This window comes from Rhodopseudomonas palustris, assembly GCF_003591005.1.
Taxonomy (GTDB): Bacteria; Pseudomonadota; Alphaproteobacteria; order Rhizobiales; family Xanthobacteraceae; genus Rhodopseudomonas; species Rhodopseudomonas palustris_K.
Map to the genome: position 1 here is coordinate 160,261 of NZ_QYYD01000001.1, position 19,326 is coordinate 179,586.

Consider the following 19,326-nt stretch of genomic DNA (forward strand, 5'->3'; position numbering starts at 1 on the left):
GATCGATCAGGCGAACTGAAAGTCGCCCCTATCCAGCGCACCGATCTTGGTGTTTTTCAACGTCAGCGACTCGTCGCCGATCGCTATCACCACGTCCTGGTGATTCTGCGTGGCGTGAGACAGCACATCCGCGAAGGAGTCGAACACGTTCTTGCTGAACTGAACGACATCATGGCCATTTCCGTACGCGCGGAAATCCTTGATGATGTCATTGCCGAAGTTCGGTTCGAAGACGAACGTATCCGTGCCCCCATTGCCGATGAAGATATCGTTCGCCGAAGTGCCCTTGAGCGTATTGGCGGACGATGAGCCGACGATAGCATTCCCAGAGCTCCCGACGGCCTGTCCGGAGCTGCCAACCTCTTGAGCCGAGAACGTGTGCACGGAAGCAGGCGAAACCCAACCGGACGCATAATACCAGTCGCCGTCGGCATTCGCCTTGACGGTCCCGACCGCCTTGGTTCCATCGAAGATCTGGATTTGGCTGTAGGCGTCGGCGGCCCCTTTGATCACGACCCCATTATTGCTGCTCTGGAATACGTTGGTCAGCTCCACATTCGAGGCCGGTTGATCGATCATAGAGAGCGGCTTTACGGCTGAAGCCACGCTGGCATTGCCGGCAACGTCGGTTGCGGTCGCCGCAAACTTGTGATCGCCGTTCGACAAGTATCCGGCATCATAACTCCACGTGCCGTCGGCCTTCGTGAGGGCCGATCCGATCAACTTGCCTGCATCGTAGACCTTGACCGAGCTGTTCGCCTCGGCGGTGCCCTTCAGCAAGACGTCATCAACCGTCGTGGTTCCGCTCAGTGCTTTACCGTCGGCCGAGAACACGCCCAGCGTCGGCGCATTGGGCGCCTTGGTGTCGATCGTCGTGGTCACCACGGCCGACGAAACGCTGGTCTGGCCGGAGCTATTGGTTGCTGTCGCGGTCAACGAATGCTTCGCATCAGTCAAAGCCGACGTTGTGTAGCTCCACGCCCCACCGTCACCGGCTTTTACGCTGCCGATCTGGGTCGAACCATCGAAGATCTTGACCGTGCTGTTCGCCCCAGCGGTGCCGGTCAAGGTCAGGGTGTTGTCGTTGGTGATACCGTCACCCTTGACGCCGCTATCATCCGAGATCGTGGCAATCGTTGGCGCCGCCGGCTTGGAGGAAGTCGAAGGTGCAATCGAGAGCGACGCGGCGGCCGAACCGTTGCCGGTGTTACCCGCGGCATCCATTGCCTTGGCGGTAAAGCTGTGATTGCCGGTCGCCAGATTGGATGTGGTGAACGTCCAGGCGCCGTTGGCATTGGCTGACGCCGTCCCGATCTGCACCGTCCCGTCGAATACCTTTACGGTGCTGTTGGCCTCTGCCGCACCGGTGAGAACAGCGACGGGAGCCGAAGCCAGCGTAGCCGCCGAAGTCGACACCTTGAGCGTTGGCGCGACGGGTGCCGTCGTGTCCACAACGACGGTCTTCACCGCGGAAGCCGGACTGGTGCCTGCGGACGTCGTGGCGGTTACGGAGAATTTATGGCTCCCCTCCGTCAAACCAACACCCGTGTAGGTCCATTTGCCGCTGGCATCGGTCGTGGTCGAACCGATCTGCTTGGTCCCATCGAGTATCTTGATCGTGCTGTTGGCGGCCGCCGAGCCACTGAGAGTGATCTTCTCCGAGTTGGTCACGCCATCGCCGGTCTTGCCGCTGTCCGGCGACCAGGAGGCAATATCGGGAGCGACCGCTTCAACGGGCGGAGACGTCGGCGCTCCACCTTCCACAGGGAACGGTGACGCGATCAACGCGCCCGGAACGAGCTCGCCATTGACGATGGTGGCATACCGGACGTTCTCCCATTGCGTGATGTGGATATCGGCGTTGACCTCCTGGATGAGCAATGGCTCATACATAAACGGGCCGACGAAATAAACGTCCTTCAACGCCACCGTGACGTCCTGATTGTCCGCGGCGATACGCAGCCCGATCGGGCCACCTTGGAAGACCACATTATTCAGCGTGACGGAGCCACCGTAATTGTCGGCGATGAACAGCCCCGCATTGGCGGACGACGTGTGGGACACGATTGACGAATTGGTGATCGTCAGATTGCCACTGCTGCCCGGGCTATACGCCTGAATGCCGTCGGCATGATCGGCACCCACGCCGGTCGTCTCAATATAAGACTCGTTGATGACGATATCGCCGTCACCTCCGATCCGAACGCCTTCGCGCGAATTAATGCGGACCTGATCGAGAGTGAAAGAACCGAGACCAACGACCGAGGCGGTGTTGCCAGTGTCGGTGATGCTCTTATTCGTAACCGTCCCGCCATCCTTCACAGTGACGGAAGCCGAGGTCGTGACACCGTTAAAGATCGGGTCATTCCAGCTTAGAGGAATTCCTGCCATTCCAAACTCCTAGATAGTCTTTCGTTGTCCCTAAACCCGCGGCACCAGAAAATCGCCCCGAGCAACGATGCCCCGCATGCACCCCAAGGGCGCATCGTCGAAGCCGTCTTTGGTGGTCGGCAGAGGCTTTTTTTGGACAACATCACGGCCCACCGAAGGTGATTTGCAGCACCTGTTAGTAGCCATAGTGTGATCTGAAAGCGACAACTACCAATATTAATTACACCCATCGACGCATTGAAACGTACGAGGCCGCAATTTCGACCTAGTTAATGCAAGCCTGCAAAATCAGCGGTTTTCGATTGAACCTTCGGTGGAGGCTATGCCTGGATAATCTTTCTAAAATCTCGATCGGAAATACATTCAATAAATGGCGACAAATGCCTGTGAAACAAAATCGAGGCACGCCTGCTTTTGCCGAAAGCCGGCTGTGGCGTGCCATTCCATCTCATCTCCCGCCCCATTTACGACGGCGGATTCGACCGATTAGAAAATTGATCTGGCCTGTCCCCGATACCCCCGGCGACCGACCGCAATCTTGCCGGCGATCTGCGAGACCATCGCGGCGGCCGCCCCGGTGATTCGCGCATAGGGTTCACCGCGCAGCGGCCAGACCAGACCAGCAATCATGTCGGGAGGTTCAAACCTCTCCTGTCGAGTTCGCGCGCGCCTGCGATCGTCGTCGCGAGAAATCCAATGCGATCGGGGCATCGGTGACCGTCTCTCCGCTGGCATATCGACTGCTGCTCGCAGGCAAAAAGCGATCGCGCAGCGACACGACGGGCCACTCGATTAAACGAGACATCAGCCCCCCGAACAACACTGCTGCACTCACCGTAAGCGTGGCCGCGACGATCCATTCCGCAACGCTGCCGTCGTGAACAAACGGGCTGATCGCTCGAGAGATTCCTCCGATCACCGTGACATGCCAAAGATAGATGCTGTAAGAATACCGGCCGATCCAGGCGAGTGCGGCGGTCCACCATGCGGTCATGGATAAATGCAGGACACCCATCAGGATCGCCGTCGATGACACCACCCGCACCGGCAGGATCTTATAAAGGGACACTCCGTTGAGGGTGGGCCACGGCAGCGCGAGACATGCGATGACGCCGATCCCGGCGGCAATCAGTGGCCAGCGCCATACCCTCAGCCCTGCGACAACCTCGGGGTTAAATTCGACCAATGCCCGGACGCCGACGCCAGCGAGAAGTCCATCGAGCCAGAGATGGGTGGCCGGCATCGTCGAGTCGACGAGATACGGGTCGCCAAACACAGCACAGACGGCACGCAGAACGCTCCAAGCCAATGGAGCAAGCAGACAAAGCGGAGCGATCCCCGCGCTCCATCCAACCCGTATCAGGGCGAGAAGCACGAACGGGAGGGCAAGATAGAAATGCTCCTCCACAGCGAGACTCCAGGTATGCAGGGCCGGGTTCGGGCCGATGTAATTATTAAGGAACAAAGCGTTGGGCCAGTAGTCGGAGAGCAACTCACGAAGCGAGGCACCCTTCGCAAGAGGCATGGCGACGAGATAGGCCAGAAAAACGAAATACGCCGGCCATATCTTCAACCCCCGTCGGATCAGGAAACGCCCGACATCGATCCCGCCGCGAGTGCGCATCTCGGTGATCAATAGCCCGCCCACCAAATACCCGGAGAGCGTGAAGAACAGCGGGACGCCGAAGCCGCCCCACTCATGCCAGACATAGGCGAGCGCCCCGACTACCCCATCGGGTGCCGCAAATCGGAAATGCGCGCCAATGACGAGGAGGATGGCGAACGCTCGCATGACATCGAGCTGGATGGATCGCGCCTGCATTAAACCCCTCGATACGAAATCCTGCGTTCGGAAATATATAATTAATTATAAAAGACCGACAATAATATTCCGCCAGTCGCCGCCCGCGGCGGTTGGATTATCGTCGGCAAATCCGAAGGGCCTAGACACGGCCTCGATCAGCAACAGCCTTGTGCGTCGCCACGCACCAGCGCGCAGCCGTTGGGGCGCAATGCAGTGCGCGATCAATCGCACGGGCTCGGGACCGATGGGAGAGCAAATTTCTCACCGCCGTCCCGACCCCCAGTCTTCGCTGAATTCGGCTCGACATCAACGGTGGCGGCCATCTCGATGGCCAGAATCGGACACGATGCGTACTACGGTGCGACGCGTCCAGCCTTCGAAGAAATTGCACGCAACCAGCGTCTGGAATTGACCATCGAGCTAATATTTCTAAATCAGTCCTATTTAATCTGGATTTATATAAACTGGTCTGCCATGCTTGCTACAATAGGGACGACGCGGCGGGAGCTTGTCGAAACAAAGTAATTCTTTGACTCGGGGAGTTTTCGCATGGACGTCCGAAGAATTGCAGCTCGGCTTTCTGGCGGCGAGATTCACTACGCACTGGGCCGATTTCATTTTGTTCGACAGATTTACGGAAGCTTGCGTGAATTGGCCGAAGGTCAGCCGGCTCCGCCATCGGGCGGCGGCGCCACGTTATTTCCCGGTGCCGATATTAGCGAAATCACTCGGACTATCAATGCAGATGCCGTCTACGTCGGCCTGAACCTTCCGGCCGAGACCGTCGCCGAGATTGCCGAATTTGCGCGCACCGAGCCGCTCCACGCCAATTACGATCCAGACGGGCCGACCTTTCACTACGCGGATGTCCAAAGAGGACGAACACCCGATGGGAGATCTGTCGCCATCGGAGGCGTTTACAAGCCGTGCCGCTGTCCCGCCGTGCAAGCCGTGGTCGACGACCCGGTCCTGCGATCGATCGTGACAGGCTACCTCGGGCACACGCCGCGTGAAATCATGACGATTCTGCACTGGAGCTTCGCGTCCGACTTTGACGACGAGGAGCGGCGGCGCCGGCTGAGACACCACGTGATCGACTATCACTACGACGTCAGCGGATTCAACTTCGTCTACGCCAGTTTCTACATCACGGATACGAACCGGGACTCCGGCGCTCACGTCATGATGAAGCGCTCGCATAAGAAGAAGCCGCTCCGGATGCTCCTCGGTTCCGCATCGGCAAGTTCAGAAGCTGTGAGGAAGCAATTCGGTATCGAGAACGAGATCACGATCGAAGGTCCCGCAGGGACCGGCTTCGTCCAGGACACCTCCTGCTATCACCGCGCCACACCGCCTACCGCAGGCGATCGACTTATGCTCGCGGTTCGATTTATAAATTGATGCAGCTCCCGCCCGAAATTGTCCGGGCGAACTCGCCAAGTCCGCGCGGTCCATCCCCGTCAGCATAACGACGTCCGCTATCTTCCATCGCTGAACGAACCCCGTCGATCCGCCGACCGCGGCACGTGCGAACGGGTCGTCTGCCATTCACGGACGACCCGGCTCTCCCGAAGCTCGACGGTCCACGCTGGATGCCGTGACGAGGCCGCACTCGTAACCTGACCTCACTCCCGGATAGCCCACGATCCAATCGTGGCGCTGGCCCCAGACCATGGTCCAGGGATCATCCTCTGAACGGTTGGCTCTTGGCTTAATCTGCGCCAGCAGAGCGCGAAGACCGACGCCGACCAGAAGCTCGAACAGAACAAGCTGCTTGCTCCATCCAGTGAAATGATCGCGGACCAGCGTCGCCTTTCCCTTGAACAGCAGCAGCAGTTTGCCCGCGCGTGTCGCAGAGGCCTTGCCGACATCGTGGATGATGTTGGCCTCAGGGCAGATGATCGGGCGATACCCTGCCTCTCTCGCCCGCCAGGCGAGATCGGCATCTTCACCATACATGAAGTAACGCTCGTCAAAGCCGCCCAGCTTTCGCCAAGCATCGCGAGACGCAAGGAGAAGGCAACCCGTGATGATCCCCACTTCCCTCACGGTATCCCGGCGCCAGTCGGCCATCGCCTCGGGATCAAACCATCGCGTGTGACGGAAAGCGGTGCTCAGGCCAAGTGCGAAGCACGTCATGCTCCACACCGTCGGAAGCGCCCAGCAAGACGACAATTCGAGCGAACCATCGCGCCTCAGTGATCGACCGCCGTACAGCCCATGGCTGGGATGCGCTCGCGCAAAATTCACAAGTCGCTCGAGTGCCCGATCCAGCACCACCGTGTCGGGATTGAGAAGTAGCAGAAAGTCAGCATTCGCTCGCGTCGCGGCGAGATTGACGCCCCGTGCGAAGCCTAGATTTTGCTTCGCATCGATGAGCTCGACTTCAGGAAACTCGCTACGCACCATAACGACGGAGCCGTCGACCGAACCATTGTCGACGACGATTATTTGCTGCCGCAGATCCCCGCGCTGATCGAGGACCGAGCGCAGACTCTCACGAAGCAAATCCTCGGTATTGTAGGATACGATAAGCACGGCGACGTCTGCGGGGGATGTGGTCACGTGGGTGCTCCGATTGGTTTGGGCCGCGGCCTTATCGCGCGCGCCGGTGCGCCAGCGCAGATCATGTTCGCCGGCAGATCGCGCGTGACCACCGATCCGGCTCCGACGATGCAGCCGGCCTCAATCGTCACTCCAGCCGTAATCACCGCGTTGGCACCAATCCAGACACCCTCGCGGATCACAATGTCGCGTTCATTCTTCGGCTGGAAGGCAGGAGGCGTTCCTTCCACCAAGCCATAGTCGGACGCCGTCACGATCGTGTTGGGTCCGATCATGACGTCGTCGCCGAGCAGGATTCGACCGGAGGAATTTCCCGCCCACAAGCACACGCGCTCGCCGACATGACACCGATGGCCGAGCGTGATCCTCTCCCCGTTCGCAATCGACACGTTCGGCGCGAACACCTGATCACGGCCCATCTTGATCTTGCGCTTCTCGCGCACATGCTTGTAGCCGTAGAAATGCAGGATCCGCAGCGAGTGCATCCAGACCAGCGGATCGATCATGGATTTGACTCCGTTGCCGATCTTGCCGAGCATGCTTGGCATCAGCCCAGCTCCTCTTGTCCAAATTTGGCCGGAGCCGCGCGGCTGGTCTCGTCGCGCTCCCAGCTGTGATCGCCTCGCTGCTGCTTTCGAGCCGCTGCGAATGCGGCCATTTTCGCAATCAAGGCATAGACCAGCAGGTCCGAAACGCTGACGCGGCGGCGGCGCAGCAACTCCAGCATCGCAATCCGTCTCGCTCGCCCAGGGAGCTGGCCGAAACGTCGATCCAGTTCACGTTGCCCGAGCAACGTGCGCGTGCGCCGCTTGACCAGTCCTGCCAGCGTGCGCGGCGGACGCACGAGGAACTGGTGCGCATTCGACGTCGCCCGTTCGCCGCTCGCAAACAGGTCGTGCACATACTGGTCATCGTTGGTGATCGCCGGAAAGGAGCCAAGGCGCGCATGCCCGGCGGCAGACAGCACGTAAATGCCGGATCCGACGAGATTGTCGGTGAACCAGGGCGTCTCGCACCAGACCCGATAGAACGATCGAACGATCGGCGAACAGCCATCGAGATCAATTACGGCGCGCGGCGCCCCTACCAATGCCCCCGTACGCTGCATTTCGTCGATCACGGATTGGACCGCCGCCGCACTCACCGTGATGTCGGCGTCAAGGTACACGCGTGGAAACACCGATGCGGCGCGATCGCCGGCATTCAGCGCGGCGTGCTTGGAGGCTTCCGCAACTTCGACCAGGATGACCCGATCGCTGTAGCTCCTGGCGATTTCGACGGTGCGGTCGGTACAGCCGTTGGCCGCGACGACGATTTCCAATTCGCCCGGTTTGGCGCCCGCCAGAAGGGCATCCAGGCAGCGTGCAAGTACGCTCTCCTCATTGTGTGCGGGAATGACCACGCTGAACGCGGAAGCCCGACCCGACACTCCGTCAGCGGGAGCTGTTCCCGTTGAGGCGCAATCCAGATCCCGACCTCGTGCTGAAGACAAATCTACAGAGGGCATGTCGTTGTCTCGTCCAACTGTCTCGCCGCAACCGATATCGACCCGTGGGCCGGTTCATTGTCGATCTGCCAAGAGCTGCACGCCCTCGCCTTCAGAACGGCTTTGGCAATGCCGGCCCAGCGACCAGTTTGCCGTCCATGATGCGTCCCAGGCGCACATCTTCCCAACGCTCGATGATATTGCGGTGTCTGCCGACATCTCCGAAGAGATAGGGCCGGTAACGAAATGGAGGGATGAAGAACACGTTCTTCAGCCGAATGATATTGTCGCCGCCGACATCGGGATGGACGCGGAGACCGTAATTGACGCCGCCGCCGATGAAGGCGACGTTTTCCAGATCGATCGTGCCAGTCCAGTTGTCGGCGATGAACAGGCCGACATTCGCGGCGACGCCGTGGGTCACGATCGCAGTGTTGGACACTTTCAGAGTGCCCCTGCTGCCCGGTGAATAGGTCTGGATCACATCGGCATGGTCCGACCCGACGCCGAGTGCTTCGAGGTAACAGTGATCGATGACAAACGTGCCATTGCCGCAGATCCGGATGCATTCTCGGGAGTTCACGCGACAGTTCCGAATGATTGCACCATCACATGTGACGATCGAGGCGATGCTGCCCGTCTCGGTGATGCTCCTGTCACTGACGGTGCCATTGGCCGACACCCGCAATGCACTCGATACGGCGTTGCCACTGAACCGGGCGTCATCGTAATCGAGAGGGATTTCGCCGGAACACGCCAGATCCGACTTGCCGTCGCAGGGCGATTGATCCGACCAGGCGGCCCGCGGCACGATGGCTGCCGCCGCCAAGGCTGCGATGAGGTCACGCCGTCGCATTGGTGCCGCCCCCCGTCAGCCAGCCTGGGCTCGCTCCCTGCATCGCCATCCTTCCAGCCGCGGCCGGCGGCCGAGGACGCCCATCGTCTGTGAGACACGCGCTGACAGCGGTACTCCGCAAGGAGTTGGCCTCCGGCACCTGAAGACGTCCGCGAAACGCCATTCGTGGGGGACGGGACTGCGGCGGGCGATCCTTGGGCGCATCGAACATCCACATGCCGCTGCCGAGCAGGAACAGGATCAGGACATACGGAGCGTCCCATACGTGCACTGTGCACATCGAGATCATCAGCCCGCATATCGTGATGATCAGCCCCTTCCGACATTGCGCGACTTCGACCGGGAGATGTCTGATCCGTCCCAAGCCGAAGCACACCGCCAGAAAGCCGCCCGCAATAAACACGAAACCAGGGATGCCGTAACGAACAGCGGCGACCAGCCAGAAATTGTCGATGCTGCCGCTCATCCACTCGGGATGCTCCCACTCGGTCTGACCAAGTCCCAAGATCGGGTGCCGCATCACCGACCCGGTCCCGTAATTCCAGATGTGCACCCGCATGTAGGACGTGTCGGAATTGAACGTCAGGTAAGAGATGAAGACGTCGAATGGACTCCGATTGGAGGTCAGATCGATCACGATAAAGGCCGCGCCAAGTATCGCCGCCAGGATCATCCAACGCCGGGCCACGCGCGCCGTCAGCTTGTCCCAGCCGATCAGGATGCCCTGGACGACCAGGGAAAGGAGCGGTCCCGACGACAACGAAGAGACCACGGTCACGACAACGAGACCCGCCCGCATCAGCCGCCGTACGAGATTTTCGCCGACGTAGTAGCTCAAGGCGAACGCACTCGAACACACGATGCCGAACAGAATGGAATACTCGAAGGTGCCCTGGGCTCGTCTCAAACCGAGCCTGAGTTCGCTGCCGACGATCGGATAGACTGGAAACACCTTGCCGAATGCTTCGATCAGCACCGGTGAACCGGACACGTTCTCGATCAGAGCGAATGGCAGCAGAGCGATGATCGTCATCGCAAGCGCCTTCACCATGTTCGCAAAGGCGGCATAGTCCCGGATATACTTACGCGCCAGCAGAAATGGACCCAATGTTTCGACCACGAAAATCCCAGCAGACTGCAGTGCGCTATCGATGCCGTGCAGGCTGATCAGGACGATGGCCCCCCAGGCCGCGGCGAGGAGCATGGAGACATCTGCGAGCCGTATCCTGCCGAGTGACCCGGACAGCAATGCCAAGAGGCAGGGAACGAAGGTCACGACCAAGATCAGCCGATAGGGCGACATCCTCGTCGGGCCAATGTAGAAGAACAATGGCAGAGCCAACGCGAACAGGAAGAGCGGGACCAGCGCCGAACTCTTTCCGCTACGCGTCGCCGGCGACGCGACGGGCCGCCCGACGCCGGCGAAGACGGGCCTTTCGATCGGATACGACGCTCTTAGTCCGGTGCTTTTCATGGACCGTGAATTCCTACCGATATCGCACACGCATCAGCGGACGATACAAACCGAGTTTTGTACTGGCCTTCCACGCCAGGCCCCGTCCCGCATCCGGATCGAGCAAGTGCCGGCGCATGTAGTCGGGCCCCATGTCGTTGGTCAGACACAAGCGCGAGTACAGAAAGGGCTCGAAGCCGCGATGGCGACCAAGCTGAATTGTAAACAGGTGAGTGTAGCCGGCTCGCAAAGCGGCCTCCCACACTCGCCTCGAGAAGCGCCCGTACGGAAACGCGAACAATGGCACCGATCTTCCGAGGTGATCCTCCAGCATCGATTTCGAGCCGATAAGTTCTCGATCGAGCTCTCCGTCCGACACTGTGGTCAGATCGACATGAGCCATGCCGTGTGAACCGATGGCCACGCCGGCTCTGTCCAACTCCTCGATCATTTTCCAGGTCATGCGCCCAGGTTCACCTACAAACTCCACAGGAATGAAAGACATGAAGCCCGGAATAACGTTCGTCGTCATGCAATGGGCATAGACGTGGGTGTAGTCTGACAAAAATCCGTCATCGAATGTCAGCAGAACGCCGCCGTCGCTTGCTTCTGGGTCGGAGCAGCGCGACAGGAAGGTCTGCGGCGAGATCAACCTGTCCTGGTACAGGGAGCAATGTGCCTCGAACGCCTGATGGGTAAGGCACCAGGCGTTCGAGGGCGACGCGTCCACCAGTTCATGGTAATTGAGCACTATCATAGCGCGTTGATCAGTTGAGAGACGCGATAGCTCCACGCGTGCCAGTTCAAACGGGCCTCAAAAGCGTCGCGGCAGCTTTGCCTCATCCGCGCCAACCGTTCTGGATTCGCGAAGACGTCCGCAATCACGGTCGCATAGTCGGTCTTGGTACCGGCCCGCGGCAGCAGGAATCCAGTTTCGCCATCGCGAATTGCCGCGGACACGCCGCCGGTGGCCGGCGCGATGCTCGGCACGCCATGAGCCGCCGCCTCGCAAAACACGATGCCATAGCAATCCGCTCGGGTCGGCAGCAGGAAGAAATCCGACTCGCGATACAGCCGACCCAATCGTTCCCGTTGCTCGCTATCATTCTTGTCGAGAAAAGGAATAATTGTGAGCCCATCTTGGGCAGTCGGCTTGGACGGAACACATCCGCAGATAACGAGCTCGGAGTCGACACCCCTCGCCCGCAACTCCTGCAGCGTCCCGACGGCAACGTCAGCTCCCTTTTCCTCCCAACTGGACCCGATGAACAGCAGTCGGCATGGGCCGGGCTTGCGCTCCCCGAGCACAGAGCCACGATCCGGCGCATGTTCGAGATTGGCCCCCCACGGAATTACATGCACCTTGGCAGGATCGGCAGCGTAATCCTTCACCGCAGACTCCGCGGCCCATTCCGACGGATACAGGATCAAGTCCGCTCGTGCGATGGTGTTGCGCTCCAGTCGTTCCGCGGTTTCACGGGCCTTCCGTGACATGTTCCGGTAGTTGGGATGATAGTTCTCGACCAGCCGAAACGTCGCGTCGGAGACGTAAACAACCGGGATGCTCTCTGGAATTGCCCAAGCGAAGATTGAACCGGCGGGTGCAAAGACGATGTCGGCCGATGCCGCTCGGATCTTTCGCAGGGCGTCCGCTGCATACTGCGAGGCGACCGGCCCAGCATGAACAGCAGACAGCGCCTTGCCGCGGAAAGCTCGACGCAGCCGGGAATACGCCCTGTACATGGGCAGGCTCGGCGCATTCAGAGGACCAACATGGACAACGTCGTTCCCCTCGTTGGCCAGCGCCCTCGACATATGAAAGGGCGTTCCGGACCAGAATCGCACCTCTCTGGCGTCGCCGACCGTCGCGAATGCGATTCGCCGCGCTGCGCTGGTGCCGGAAGGCTGCGACTGACTCATTTGGCCTTGGTCTCTTCCATATGGGTGTGGGTCGAGAAGCCCCTGCGACGACGCGAATGCTTGTTCTAGGAACCACGCAGCGGAGCATTTGCAGATGCGCCTGTGGTAGCAACGCTGATGAAACTGGGCGACATCGCGAGTTCGGCGAAGCTGGCGCGACCACGCATGAAACGGGCACGCCGATGGAGAACCCCAATATTCCGCGCCACCGTCAGCCCGGACCGGCGACACCAGTCACGGACCTTGCCGACGCTGCTGACGTGAACCCCGGATTCGCTGAAGCTGCCCAGGCCGCGATAGCGATCAGAGTAGCGCAACCTCCTCCAGATTTCCGGGATCGACCGCATATTAGGAGACTGGATGATCATGACGGACTTATCGGTCATGGTACTCCGAAACAGAGACAAGACACCGACGGGATCAGGGAGGACGTGAAGCATGTTTAGCAGCAGCACGCAGTCGAATGTCTGGTTTCGTAGCTTGCTCGCCGCAGCGCGAAGGTCGCCGACCACCATCTCGACTCCCCTAGAGGCCGCGCGTCCGGATACGACCGGATCGAGCGGGACGGCGACGACCCTCAAGCCACTTTCTACCAACGCACACTCGGTCGCGCCGGAACCACAGCCAATCGACAGCACGGTCCGCGCGCCCGGAGGAATGGCAGCAAGAACGTCCGGACTGACTCGCTCGTAGTACTCCTTGGAAAACATGCGACGCCACAGCTTGGTCTCGCTGTCCAGCAACGGCGTCGGCGGGCAGATGCCCGCGGCTAGGTTCAGCATCGTGGCAACCTGCGAGCGCATTTCAGCTTCGTCTACCCCGAACTTTCCGGCGTATTTATTGGAAAGGTGATGAACGGTGAACTCGTCGAAATGCGAGATAGGGATCAGTTTCGTGAGCCCGCACCGGATGTAGGGATCGGTTGCGGCCGTGCAAAGCAAGTCGTGTTTCCATTGGTACGGCTCGACCAAAAAGCCGCCGGAGTCGAGCGCCTTCCTGAGTTGGAGCTGGGTGAGGACATAGCAGGCCGCATGTTCGTTCGTAAAACTGGCCAGGACGTACTTCGACCGGGACCGGAGCGACTTCGCATCCCAATGAAATTCGTCATGCATGTCCGGATAGCTGACGGCGCCTTCCGCGTCCTTTTCCATGCGGACGAATCCGGCGACTTCGTCGTCCTGCAAAGCCTTTGTCACGTCCAGAAAGGCGCGCAACTGCGCCTCAGTGATGAGAATGTCGTCCTCGGAGTAAATGAACAGATCGTATTGCTCGGCGCGCTCTGCAAACAGTGATTTGTGCGCGAACGGCAGCGACCAAGGGTCTTTGCTCGGCAGCCCCACCCGGCATTCGATTCCCGGCCCAAGCTCTTTGACGATGTTCGACAGGATGACGATGTCGACATCGAACGCCATCGACTGATATTCGCGGATCAACCGCTCAAGATGGGGGTTGTTTGACGTGCCATAGCTGGCCAGCGCCACCAGAATGCTGAGCCGTCCGCTTTTTGCGTTTTGTTGAGGTGCCGTCGGTGCCGAAAGCTGACAAGGCGCATGCATCGTTGCGATCGTCCCTTGCTCCGCGAAACTTGCCAGGGCGATTCAAGCAAGCCGCCGCGGCTTCGATTATTATCTGAATAATAATTTTAATCAAAATAAATGGCAGGCGTATACAAGGCAATATGTTTTAAATATTTTGCATCGACAACGTAAACGACGCACGGCGTCCGCACGCCAGATCGTCCGCTTCCCGTCAAATCAATCGTGCTCGGCTCAATTGATTGCCAAACCGAGCCCCTTCCCGTTCACGGAGCGAAAAAGCCATGAGGGTTCTGCTCTACCCGCATTCGATGGAATTGGGAGGCGCGCAGATCAACGCCCTTCAGCTGGCGGGAGCGATCGGCGACCGTGGCCACGAAGTGATCGTGCTGTCCGAACCGGGGCCACTCGTGGGACGAGTGCACAAGCTTGGTCTCGAACACATCGAACTGCCGTTCCGTCGCGGGCGGCCTTCCCTGAAGGTCTGCGGGATCATCGGCGATCTGGTGCGGCGTCGTCAGATCGACGTCGTACATGGTCACGAATGGCCGCCGATCGTCGAAGCGTTCCTCGGTGGAACGCTGATTCACGGCACGCCCGTCGTCGGCACGATCATGTCGATGACCGTGGCTCCTTTCCTGCCCCGACGTCCGCCGCTGACGGTGGGGACGGAATTGATCCGCCGCTCCGCAATCACATTGGGCTACGAACACGTCGAGTTGCTGGAGCCGCCGGTGGACACCCGGGCCGACAATCCAGCGGTGGACGGCTCAGACTTTCGGGAGCGCTTCGGCATCCGGCCGGGTGAAGTCGTTGTTGCGATGGTATGTCGGCTGGTACCGGATCTCAAGCTCGAGGGGCTGCTGACCGCGTGTGATGCCGTCCGAGAGCTCGCCGTTGCAGGGAAGCCGGTGCGGCTGATCATCGTCGGGGATGGACAGGCCCGGGAAGTCGTATCAGCGCGCGCCGGAGAGACCAACGCCGCGGCCGGATATCAGGCCGTGCTCCTGGCAGGTGAGATGGCCGACCCGAGCTCTGCCTACGCAGCGGCCGACATCATTGTCGGACAGGGCGGCTCCGCTCTGCGCGGGATGGCGTTTGCGAAGCCGCTCATCGTGGTGGGTGAAGCAGGGTTCAGCGAGATGCTGACGCCCGGCAGTGCCTCAACGTTTCTTCGGCAGGGCTGGTACGGACTCGGCGCGGGCACGCTCGGTCTGGGCACGCCGGCTTTCCGAGCGGCCCTCGAATGTCTCGTCGATTCACCGATGCGGCGTCACGAACTGGGGCTGTTCGGCCGCCGGCTCGCCGAGCAGCGCTTCAGCCTGGGCCGTGCCGCCGAACTCGTCGAGAGGATCTACGCCTCCGCTGTCGAAACGCCGCATTCCCTGAGGCACGTGCTCCCCGAAGCGCTCCATGTCGCCGCCGGCGTCGCCGGAGACCGTCTTCGTCGGAGGTATCATAAGTGGCTAGGGACAGCCGCCACGGACGATAGAAATGGCCGCGACGTCATTGCCGCCGTGTTCGCGCGTGGCGCCGATGCTCCTGCCGCCGGCGCGACCGAGCGTCAGGCCGCGCGGCCGTAGCCTAATTCCGCCTTCAGGGCATCGGCAACGCGAGCCTGATCATCCTCTGTCATCTGCGCATAGATCGGCAGCAGGATCGAATGATCCTGAGCGAGTTCGGATTGCCGCAGACTATGCCGCCGCTCCTCGCCCGCATATGGAGCCTCCCGGTGCGAGCACATGATGCCGCGTCGGGTTGCGATGCCCTGGTCAAGCAGGCTTTGCATCACCGTCTTCTGGTCCACCCGGTCCGGCAGGCGGACGCAATAGCTCTGCCAGTTTGACCGCGCCCATTCCGGCTCGAACGGCAACGTCAAACCATCGACATCGCCCAACAACTCAGCATAGCGGCTTGCAATCGCCCGTCTTCGGGCCACGATCGTCGGCAGCCGCTCCAGTTGCTTTCGACCGATTGCGGCCTGGATATCGGTCATTCGATAATTGAAGCCGACAGAGACATAGTCCTCGAAGATGACCTGGGGTGAGCTGTGCCGGACCGTATCCGGCACATTCATGCCATGCTGGCGCCAAAGGCGCAGCTTGCTGTCGATCTCCGGATCGGACGTCGTGACCATTCCTCCTTCACCAGTCGTGATCACCTTGCGGGGATGGAAGGAGAAGCAGGCCGCGGTGCCACGAGGCCTCCCCACGAACTCCCAGTCACCATCGATGGCGATCTGGCTTCCGCTCGCGCAAGCGGCGTCCTCGATGAGCGGAACACCATGTTGATTGGCCACCGCCAGAAGCGACGTCAGATCGCAGGGCATTCCCATCTGATGGATAGTCAAAATCGCCCGCGTCGATGGAGTGATCGCTTCGGCGACGCATAACGGGTCCAGATTATAAGTCGCCGGATCGATATCGACGAAAATCGGCTTTGCGCCACAATATCGAATGCTGTTGGCGGTGGCGATGAACGAATGACTCGAGGTGATGACCTCGTCGCCCTGCCCCACGCCGACGGCAAGCAGCGCAAGATGAAGCGCTGTGGTGCAGTTGGAGACGGCGCAGCCATACTTCGCACCGGTCATCGCGGCGAATTCGCGTTCGAAGGCTGCGACCTGCTGGCCTTGTGACAGCCAGCCGGACAGCACCGCATCGCGCGCTGCATCGGCTTCGGCCGTATCGAGGAACGGCTTCGCGATAGGGATCGGGGCGAGGCTCGCCGCGCCATGGACGCTGGGTGTTGGCGCGATTTGCTCAGCCGAACGGCTGTCCACAATGCGAGAGAATTTTCGGGCTTCTGATCGGTGTAGCGCTTCTTTCACTGGCCACCCTTATGGCTGACGTTCGCTGGTCATTTTCGCGCAAGTCAAGCAATGCTGCCAAGTCTCACGAAACGTTTCTTCGAGCTGATAATCGTCGATTGATGCCTGCGGCCTCCGCTATCCGCCCGGTGGCGACGTATCCTCGTTTGAACACGCGCGGCCGGTCTCGATGAACGTTCGAATGGTCGAAATCAGTTGCGGCGATGCGCAGGTGTCGCGCCGCTCGGTTTTGTGCGTGTCCTGAGCTCGATCGAGCCTGTCGATCAATTCCTGTTCGGTGAATGCGACAATGATGCTGCCCTGCTCGGCAAATCGCTGCGCAGTTGCGAGCTGGTGATCGTTACGATGCTCTCCAAGGCTCGCCCGGCGAGGCATCACGATGATCCGCTTTCCGAGTTCCAGCGCCGTAATGATCGAGCCCATTCCCGCATGCGAGATCACAAGACTTGCCGCCTCAACGCGATTGCGGAATTCGGTCGCATCGATGAACCGCTCCGCACGTATGTATCGGGACTGATAGCTCGATGGACCGGTCTGCGCGAATACGTCCGTCCTGCCGTGCGCCCCCGCCCACTGGTCGACCGTCCGGATCAACCGGTCGAATTGTCCCTGGGTGCCAACCGTCGCGAAAATCATAGGACGGCCCCCGCGAAATGCGGTCCGCCGGGACGCGCCAAGTGAGGCCACTGTGTCAACCAGAGATCCGCGCAATGACCAATTCGGTCTCCCGACATCGATAATCGTTCAGCATTGGCAATACTGTCGATCCAGATGGTGCGCGCACCCAAGATCCGTCCGAGCCGCAGCGCCAGATAACCTGGCGCTGCGCCTGTCGAGATCACCACATCGGGCCGCTCCTGCCAGACGATCAATGCCAGCTTCACCGCCGCCTTCAGCAGCGCACGTTTCGTGGAAATGTTCGCATCGTTGACGACATGGAATTTCCGATCCGGCACCTGCGCATGGTAGGATTGGTGAACGCTGACATAGGTCACGTCGCAATCCTCGAACGCGTGCTTGATCCGCATCAATTGCACCCAGTGCCCCCCGCCCGACGAGACGGCAAGCAGCTTCGGACGATTGCTTCGCGACGCTGGCGCATTCCGCGCCGTTACCGTCATGCCCTGAAAGATCGAATTCAAACGCATCACACCGACCTCCTCGAACGCGCAAGTCATCACGGAGCGGCTCAGACCGACGCCGAGCCATCGGCATATTTAATATCAGTCTAATTTATTCAACAACATTTAACATGATTTATTTACGCGAGACATCTATTTAATTTGCTACAACGATGCCCGCGCGGCGTTCGGCGAGCACAGCCTGAAGCCGCCATCCGGACTACGGCTTGCAACCATGATGCGCCGGTGGCCGTTCACCCGCCAGATTAGAACGCCCTTCGATCGGAAGGACGCGTCCAGGCAAAACCTCGCCGAACAGACACCCCCTTCGCCCCGCAGCGATTGGCGGCCGACCGAACAGGTCATCCCACCGCCGCATGCTTCTGGCGCTCGGCCGCGATTGAATCGCGCTGCAGTCGCCACCAATCGACCAGCTCAGCCAGCCCCTGTTCGAGCGGCACCGTGGCACGAAAGCCGAGCAAGCGCTCCGCCTTGGCGGTCGACGCCAACCGGCGCGGCACCGGATTGACCGAGCGCTCTGGTGCGAATACGGGTGTCAGATCAGGCCGGCGCATGACGGATGCGAGAGCCGCCGCGAGTTGCGCCAGGCTGGTTTCGCTGCCGCTGGCAACGTTGAAAACCTCATCCGTTGCCGCTGCCTGCGCACCAAGGATGTTCGCGCGCGCAACGTCTCGAACGTGAACGAAATCCATCGTCTGTTGACCGTCGCCGAAGATGACCGGCGGCTGCCCCGCCTCGAGCCGCTCCATCCAGCGGATCAACACTTCGGTGTAGCGGCCATGGATGTCCATGCGATCGCCGTAGACGTTGAAATAGCGGAATGCGACGTAGTCGAGTCCGTGCGTATCGTTATAGCAGCGCAGCAAGCCTTCGTTGAAGGCCTTCGCGGCGCCGTACAAGGTGCGATTGCCATAGGAATTCTGCCGCTCGGTCGTCGGAAACTCCTCGGCCATGCCGTAGACGGACGCCGAAGAAGCGGCAATGACCTTTTCGATGCCGTGTTGGACACACAGCTCGAGCAGGTCGAAGGTCGCGTCCACCATGACCTCCTTGGCGAGCCGTGGTTCGGCAGCGCAATGGGTGATGCGTAGCGCGGCTTGATGGAAGACGATATCGGCGTTCCTGACGAGCGAAGCCATCAGCTTGCGGTCGCATATGTCGCCCTGGATCAAATGAACCGGCCCATTATCAACAGCCCAGCGAAGATTGTCCGGCCGTCCTCGGATCATATTGTCCAAGGCGACGATCTCGGCGCAGCCCTCGTCGCAGAGAAGGTCGATGATGTGTGAGCCGATGAATCCGGCCCCGCCAGTAACCAGAACCCGCTTTCCCTTCAGATCAGCC

At 60.2% G+C, this 19,326-nt stretch carries 16 protein-coding genes; 2 read left to right on the forward strand and 14 right to left on the reverse strand.

The window, feature by feature from the left end:
• Window positions 1-6: 6 nt before the first annotated feature.
• Entirely contained in the window at window positions 7-2,391 is a 2,385-nt protein-coding gene (locus tag D4Q52_RS00765; RefSeq protein WP_119854624.1) for an Ig-like domain-containing protein, read from the reverse strand.
• 640 nt (window positions 2,392-3,031) lie between these two features.
• A complete protein-coding gene (locus D4Q52_RS00770; RefSeq protein ID WP_119854625.1) occupies window positions 3,032-4,213 on the reverse strand; it encodes an acyltransferase family protein in 1,182 nt (393 codons plus the stop codon).
• 531 nt (window positions 4,214-4,744) lie between these two features.
• Between D4Q52_RS00770 and D4Q52_RS00780 the strand changes: the two genes are divergently transcribed.
• Window positions 4,745-5,596: a hypothetical protein gene (locus D4Q52_RS00780; RefSeq protein WP_119854627.1), complete on the forward strand. Its 852-nt coding sequence runs from the start codon at window positions 4,745-4,747 to the stop codon at window positions 5,594-5,596.
• Between the two features lie 147 nt (window positions 5,597-5,743).
• Here the strand turns inward: D4Q52_RS00780 and D4Q52_RS00785 are convergent, their stop codons facing one another.
• The 8 genes from D4Q52_RS00785 to D4Q52_RS00820 form a co-directional block, all read right to left on the reverse strand.
• Entirely contained in the window at window positions 5,744-6,760 is a 1,017-nt protein-coding gene (locus D4Q52_RS00785; RefSeq protein ID WP_182915179.1) for a glycosyltransferase family 2 protein, read from the reverse strand.
• Window positions 6,757-7,308 (reverse strand): acyltransferase, encoded by a 552-nt coding sequence (locus D4Q52_RS00790; protein ID WP_119854629.1) that lies wholly within the window; start codon window positions 7,306-7,308, stop codon window positions 6,757-6,759. Before D4Q52_RS00790 ends, D4Q52_RS00785 begins: the two co-directional genes overlap by 4 nt.
• Window positions 7,308-8,162: a glycosyltransferase gene (locus D4Q52_RS00795; RefSeq protein ID WP_182915180.1), complete on the reverse strand. Its 855-nt coding sequence runs from the start codon at window positions 8,160-8,162 to the stop codon at window positions 7,308-7,310. Before D4Q52_RS00795 ends, D4Q52_RS00790 begins: the two co-directional genes overlap by 1 nt.
• 196 nt (window positions 8,163-8,358) lie before the next feature.
• On the reverse strand, window positions 8,359-9,102 hold the full coding sequence (locus tag D4Q52_RS00800) for a hypothetical protein (RefSeq protein ID WP_147407732.1): 744 nt from the start codon (window positions 9,100-9,102) through the stop codon (window positions 8,359-8,361).
• A complete protein-coding gene (locus D4Q52_RS00805) occupies window positions 9,089-10,576 on the reverse strand; it encodes an O-antigen ligase family protein (protein ID WP_119854632.1) in 1,488 nt (495 codons plus the stop codon). The genes D4Q52_RS00800 and D4Q52_RS00805 overlap by 14 nt, the downstream gene beginning before the upstream one ends.
• 13 nt (window positions 10,577-10,589) lie before the next feature.
• On the reverse strand, window positions 10,590-11,312 hold the full coding sequence (locus tag D4Q52_RS00810; protein ID WP_119854633.1) for a polysaccharide deacetylase family protein: 723 nt from the start codon (window positions 11,310-11,312) through the stop codon (window positions 10,590-10,592).
• On the reverse strand, window positions 11,309-12,475 hold the full coding sequence (locus tag D4Q52_RS00815; RefSeq protein ID WP_119854634.1) for a glycosyltransferase family 4 protein: 1,167 nt from the start codon (window positions 12,473-12,475) through the stop codon (window positions 11,309-11,311). The genes D4Q52_RS00810 and D4Q52_RS00815 overlap by 4 nt, the downstream gene beginning before the upstream one ends.
• A 65-nt stretch (window positions 12,476-12,540) precedes the next feature.
• Window positions 12,541-14,031 (reverse strand): class I SAM-dependent methyltransferase, encoded by a 1,491-nt coding sequence (locus D4Q52_RS00820; RefSeq protein ID WP_119854635.1) that lies wholly within the window; start codon window positions 14,029-14,031, stop codon window positions 12,541-12,543.
• Window positions 14,032-14,294: 263 nt separating this feature from the next.
• Between D4Q52_RS00820 and D4Q52_RS00825 the strand changes: the two genes are divergently transcribed.
• Complete coding sequence (locus tag D4Q52_RS00825; protein WP_119854636.1) at window positions 14,295-15,593, forward strand: glycosyltransferase family 4 protein; 1,299 nt, start codon at window positions 14,295-14,297, stop codon at window positions 15,591-15,593.
• Here the strand turns inward: D4Q52_RS00825 and D4Q52_RS00830 are convergent.
• The 4 genes from D4Q52_RS00830 to D4Q52_RS00845 form a co-directional block, all read right to left on the reverse strand.
• A complete protein-coding gene (locus D4Q52_RS00830) occupies window positions 15,575-16,768 on the reverse strand; it encodes a DegT/DnrJ/EryC1/StrS family aminotransferase (RefSeq protein ID WP_210210122.1) in 1,194 nt (397 codons plus the stop codon). The genes D4Q52_RS00825 and D4Q52_RS00830 overlap by 19 nt on opposite strands.
• A gap of 189 nt (window positions 16,769-16,957) precedes the next feature.
• Window positions 16,958-17,476, reverse strand: a complete 519-nt coding sequence (locus D4Q52_RS00835) for a glycosyltransferase (RefSeq protein WP_119854637.1) — start codon at window positions 17,474-17,476, stop codon at window positions 16,958-16,960.
• The gene (locus tag D4Q52_RS00840) at window positions 17,473-17,988 is read right to left on the reverse strand and encodes a UDP-N-acetylglucosamine--LPS N-acetylglucosamine transferase (RefSeq protein WP_234831015.1); all 516 of its coding nucleotides are present in this window, start codon (window positions 17,986-17,988) and stop codon (window positions 17,473-17,475) included. The genes D4Q52_RS00835 and D4Q52_RS00840 overlap by 4 nt, the downstream gene beginning before the upstream one ends.
• A gap of 335 nt (window positions 17,989-18,323) precedes the next feature.
• Entirely contained in the window at window positions 18,324-19,319 is a 996-nt protein-coding gene (locus D4Q52_RS00845) for an NAD-dependent epimerase/dehydratase family protein (RefSeq protein WP_210210123.1), read from the reverse strand.
• Between the last annotated feature and the right edge of the window lie 7 nt (window positions 19,320-19,326).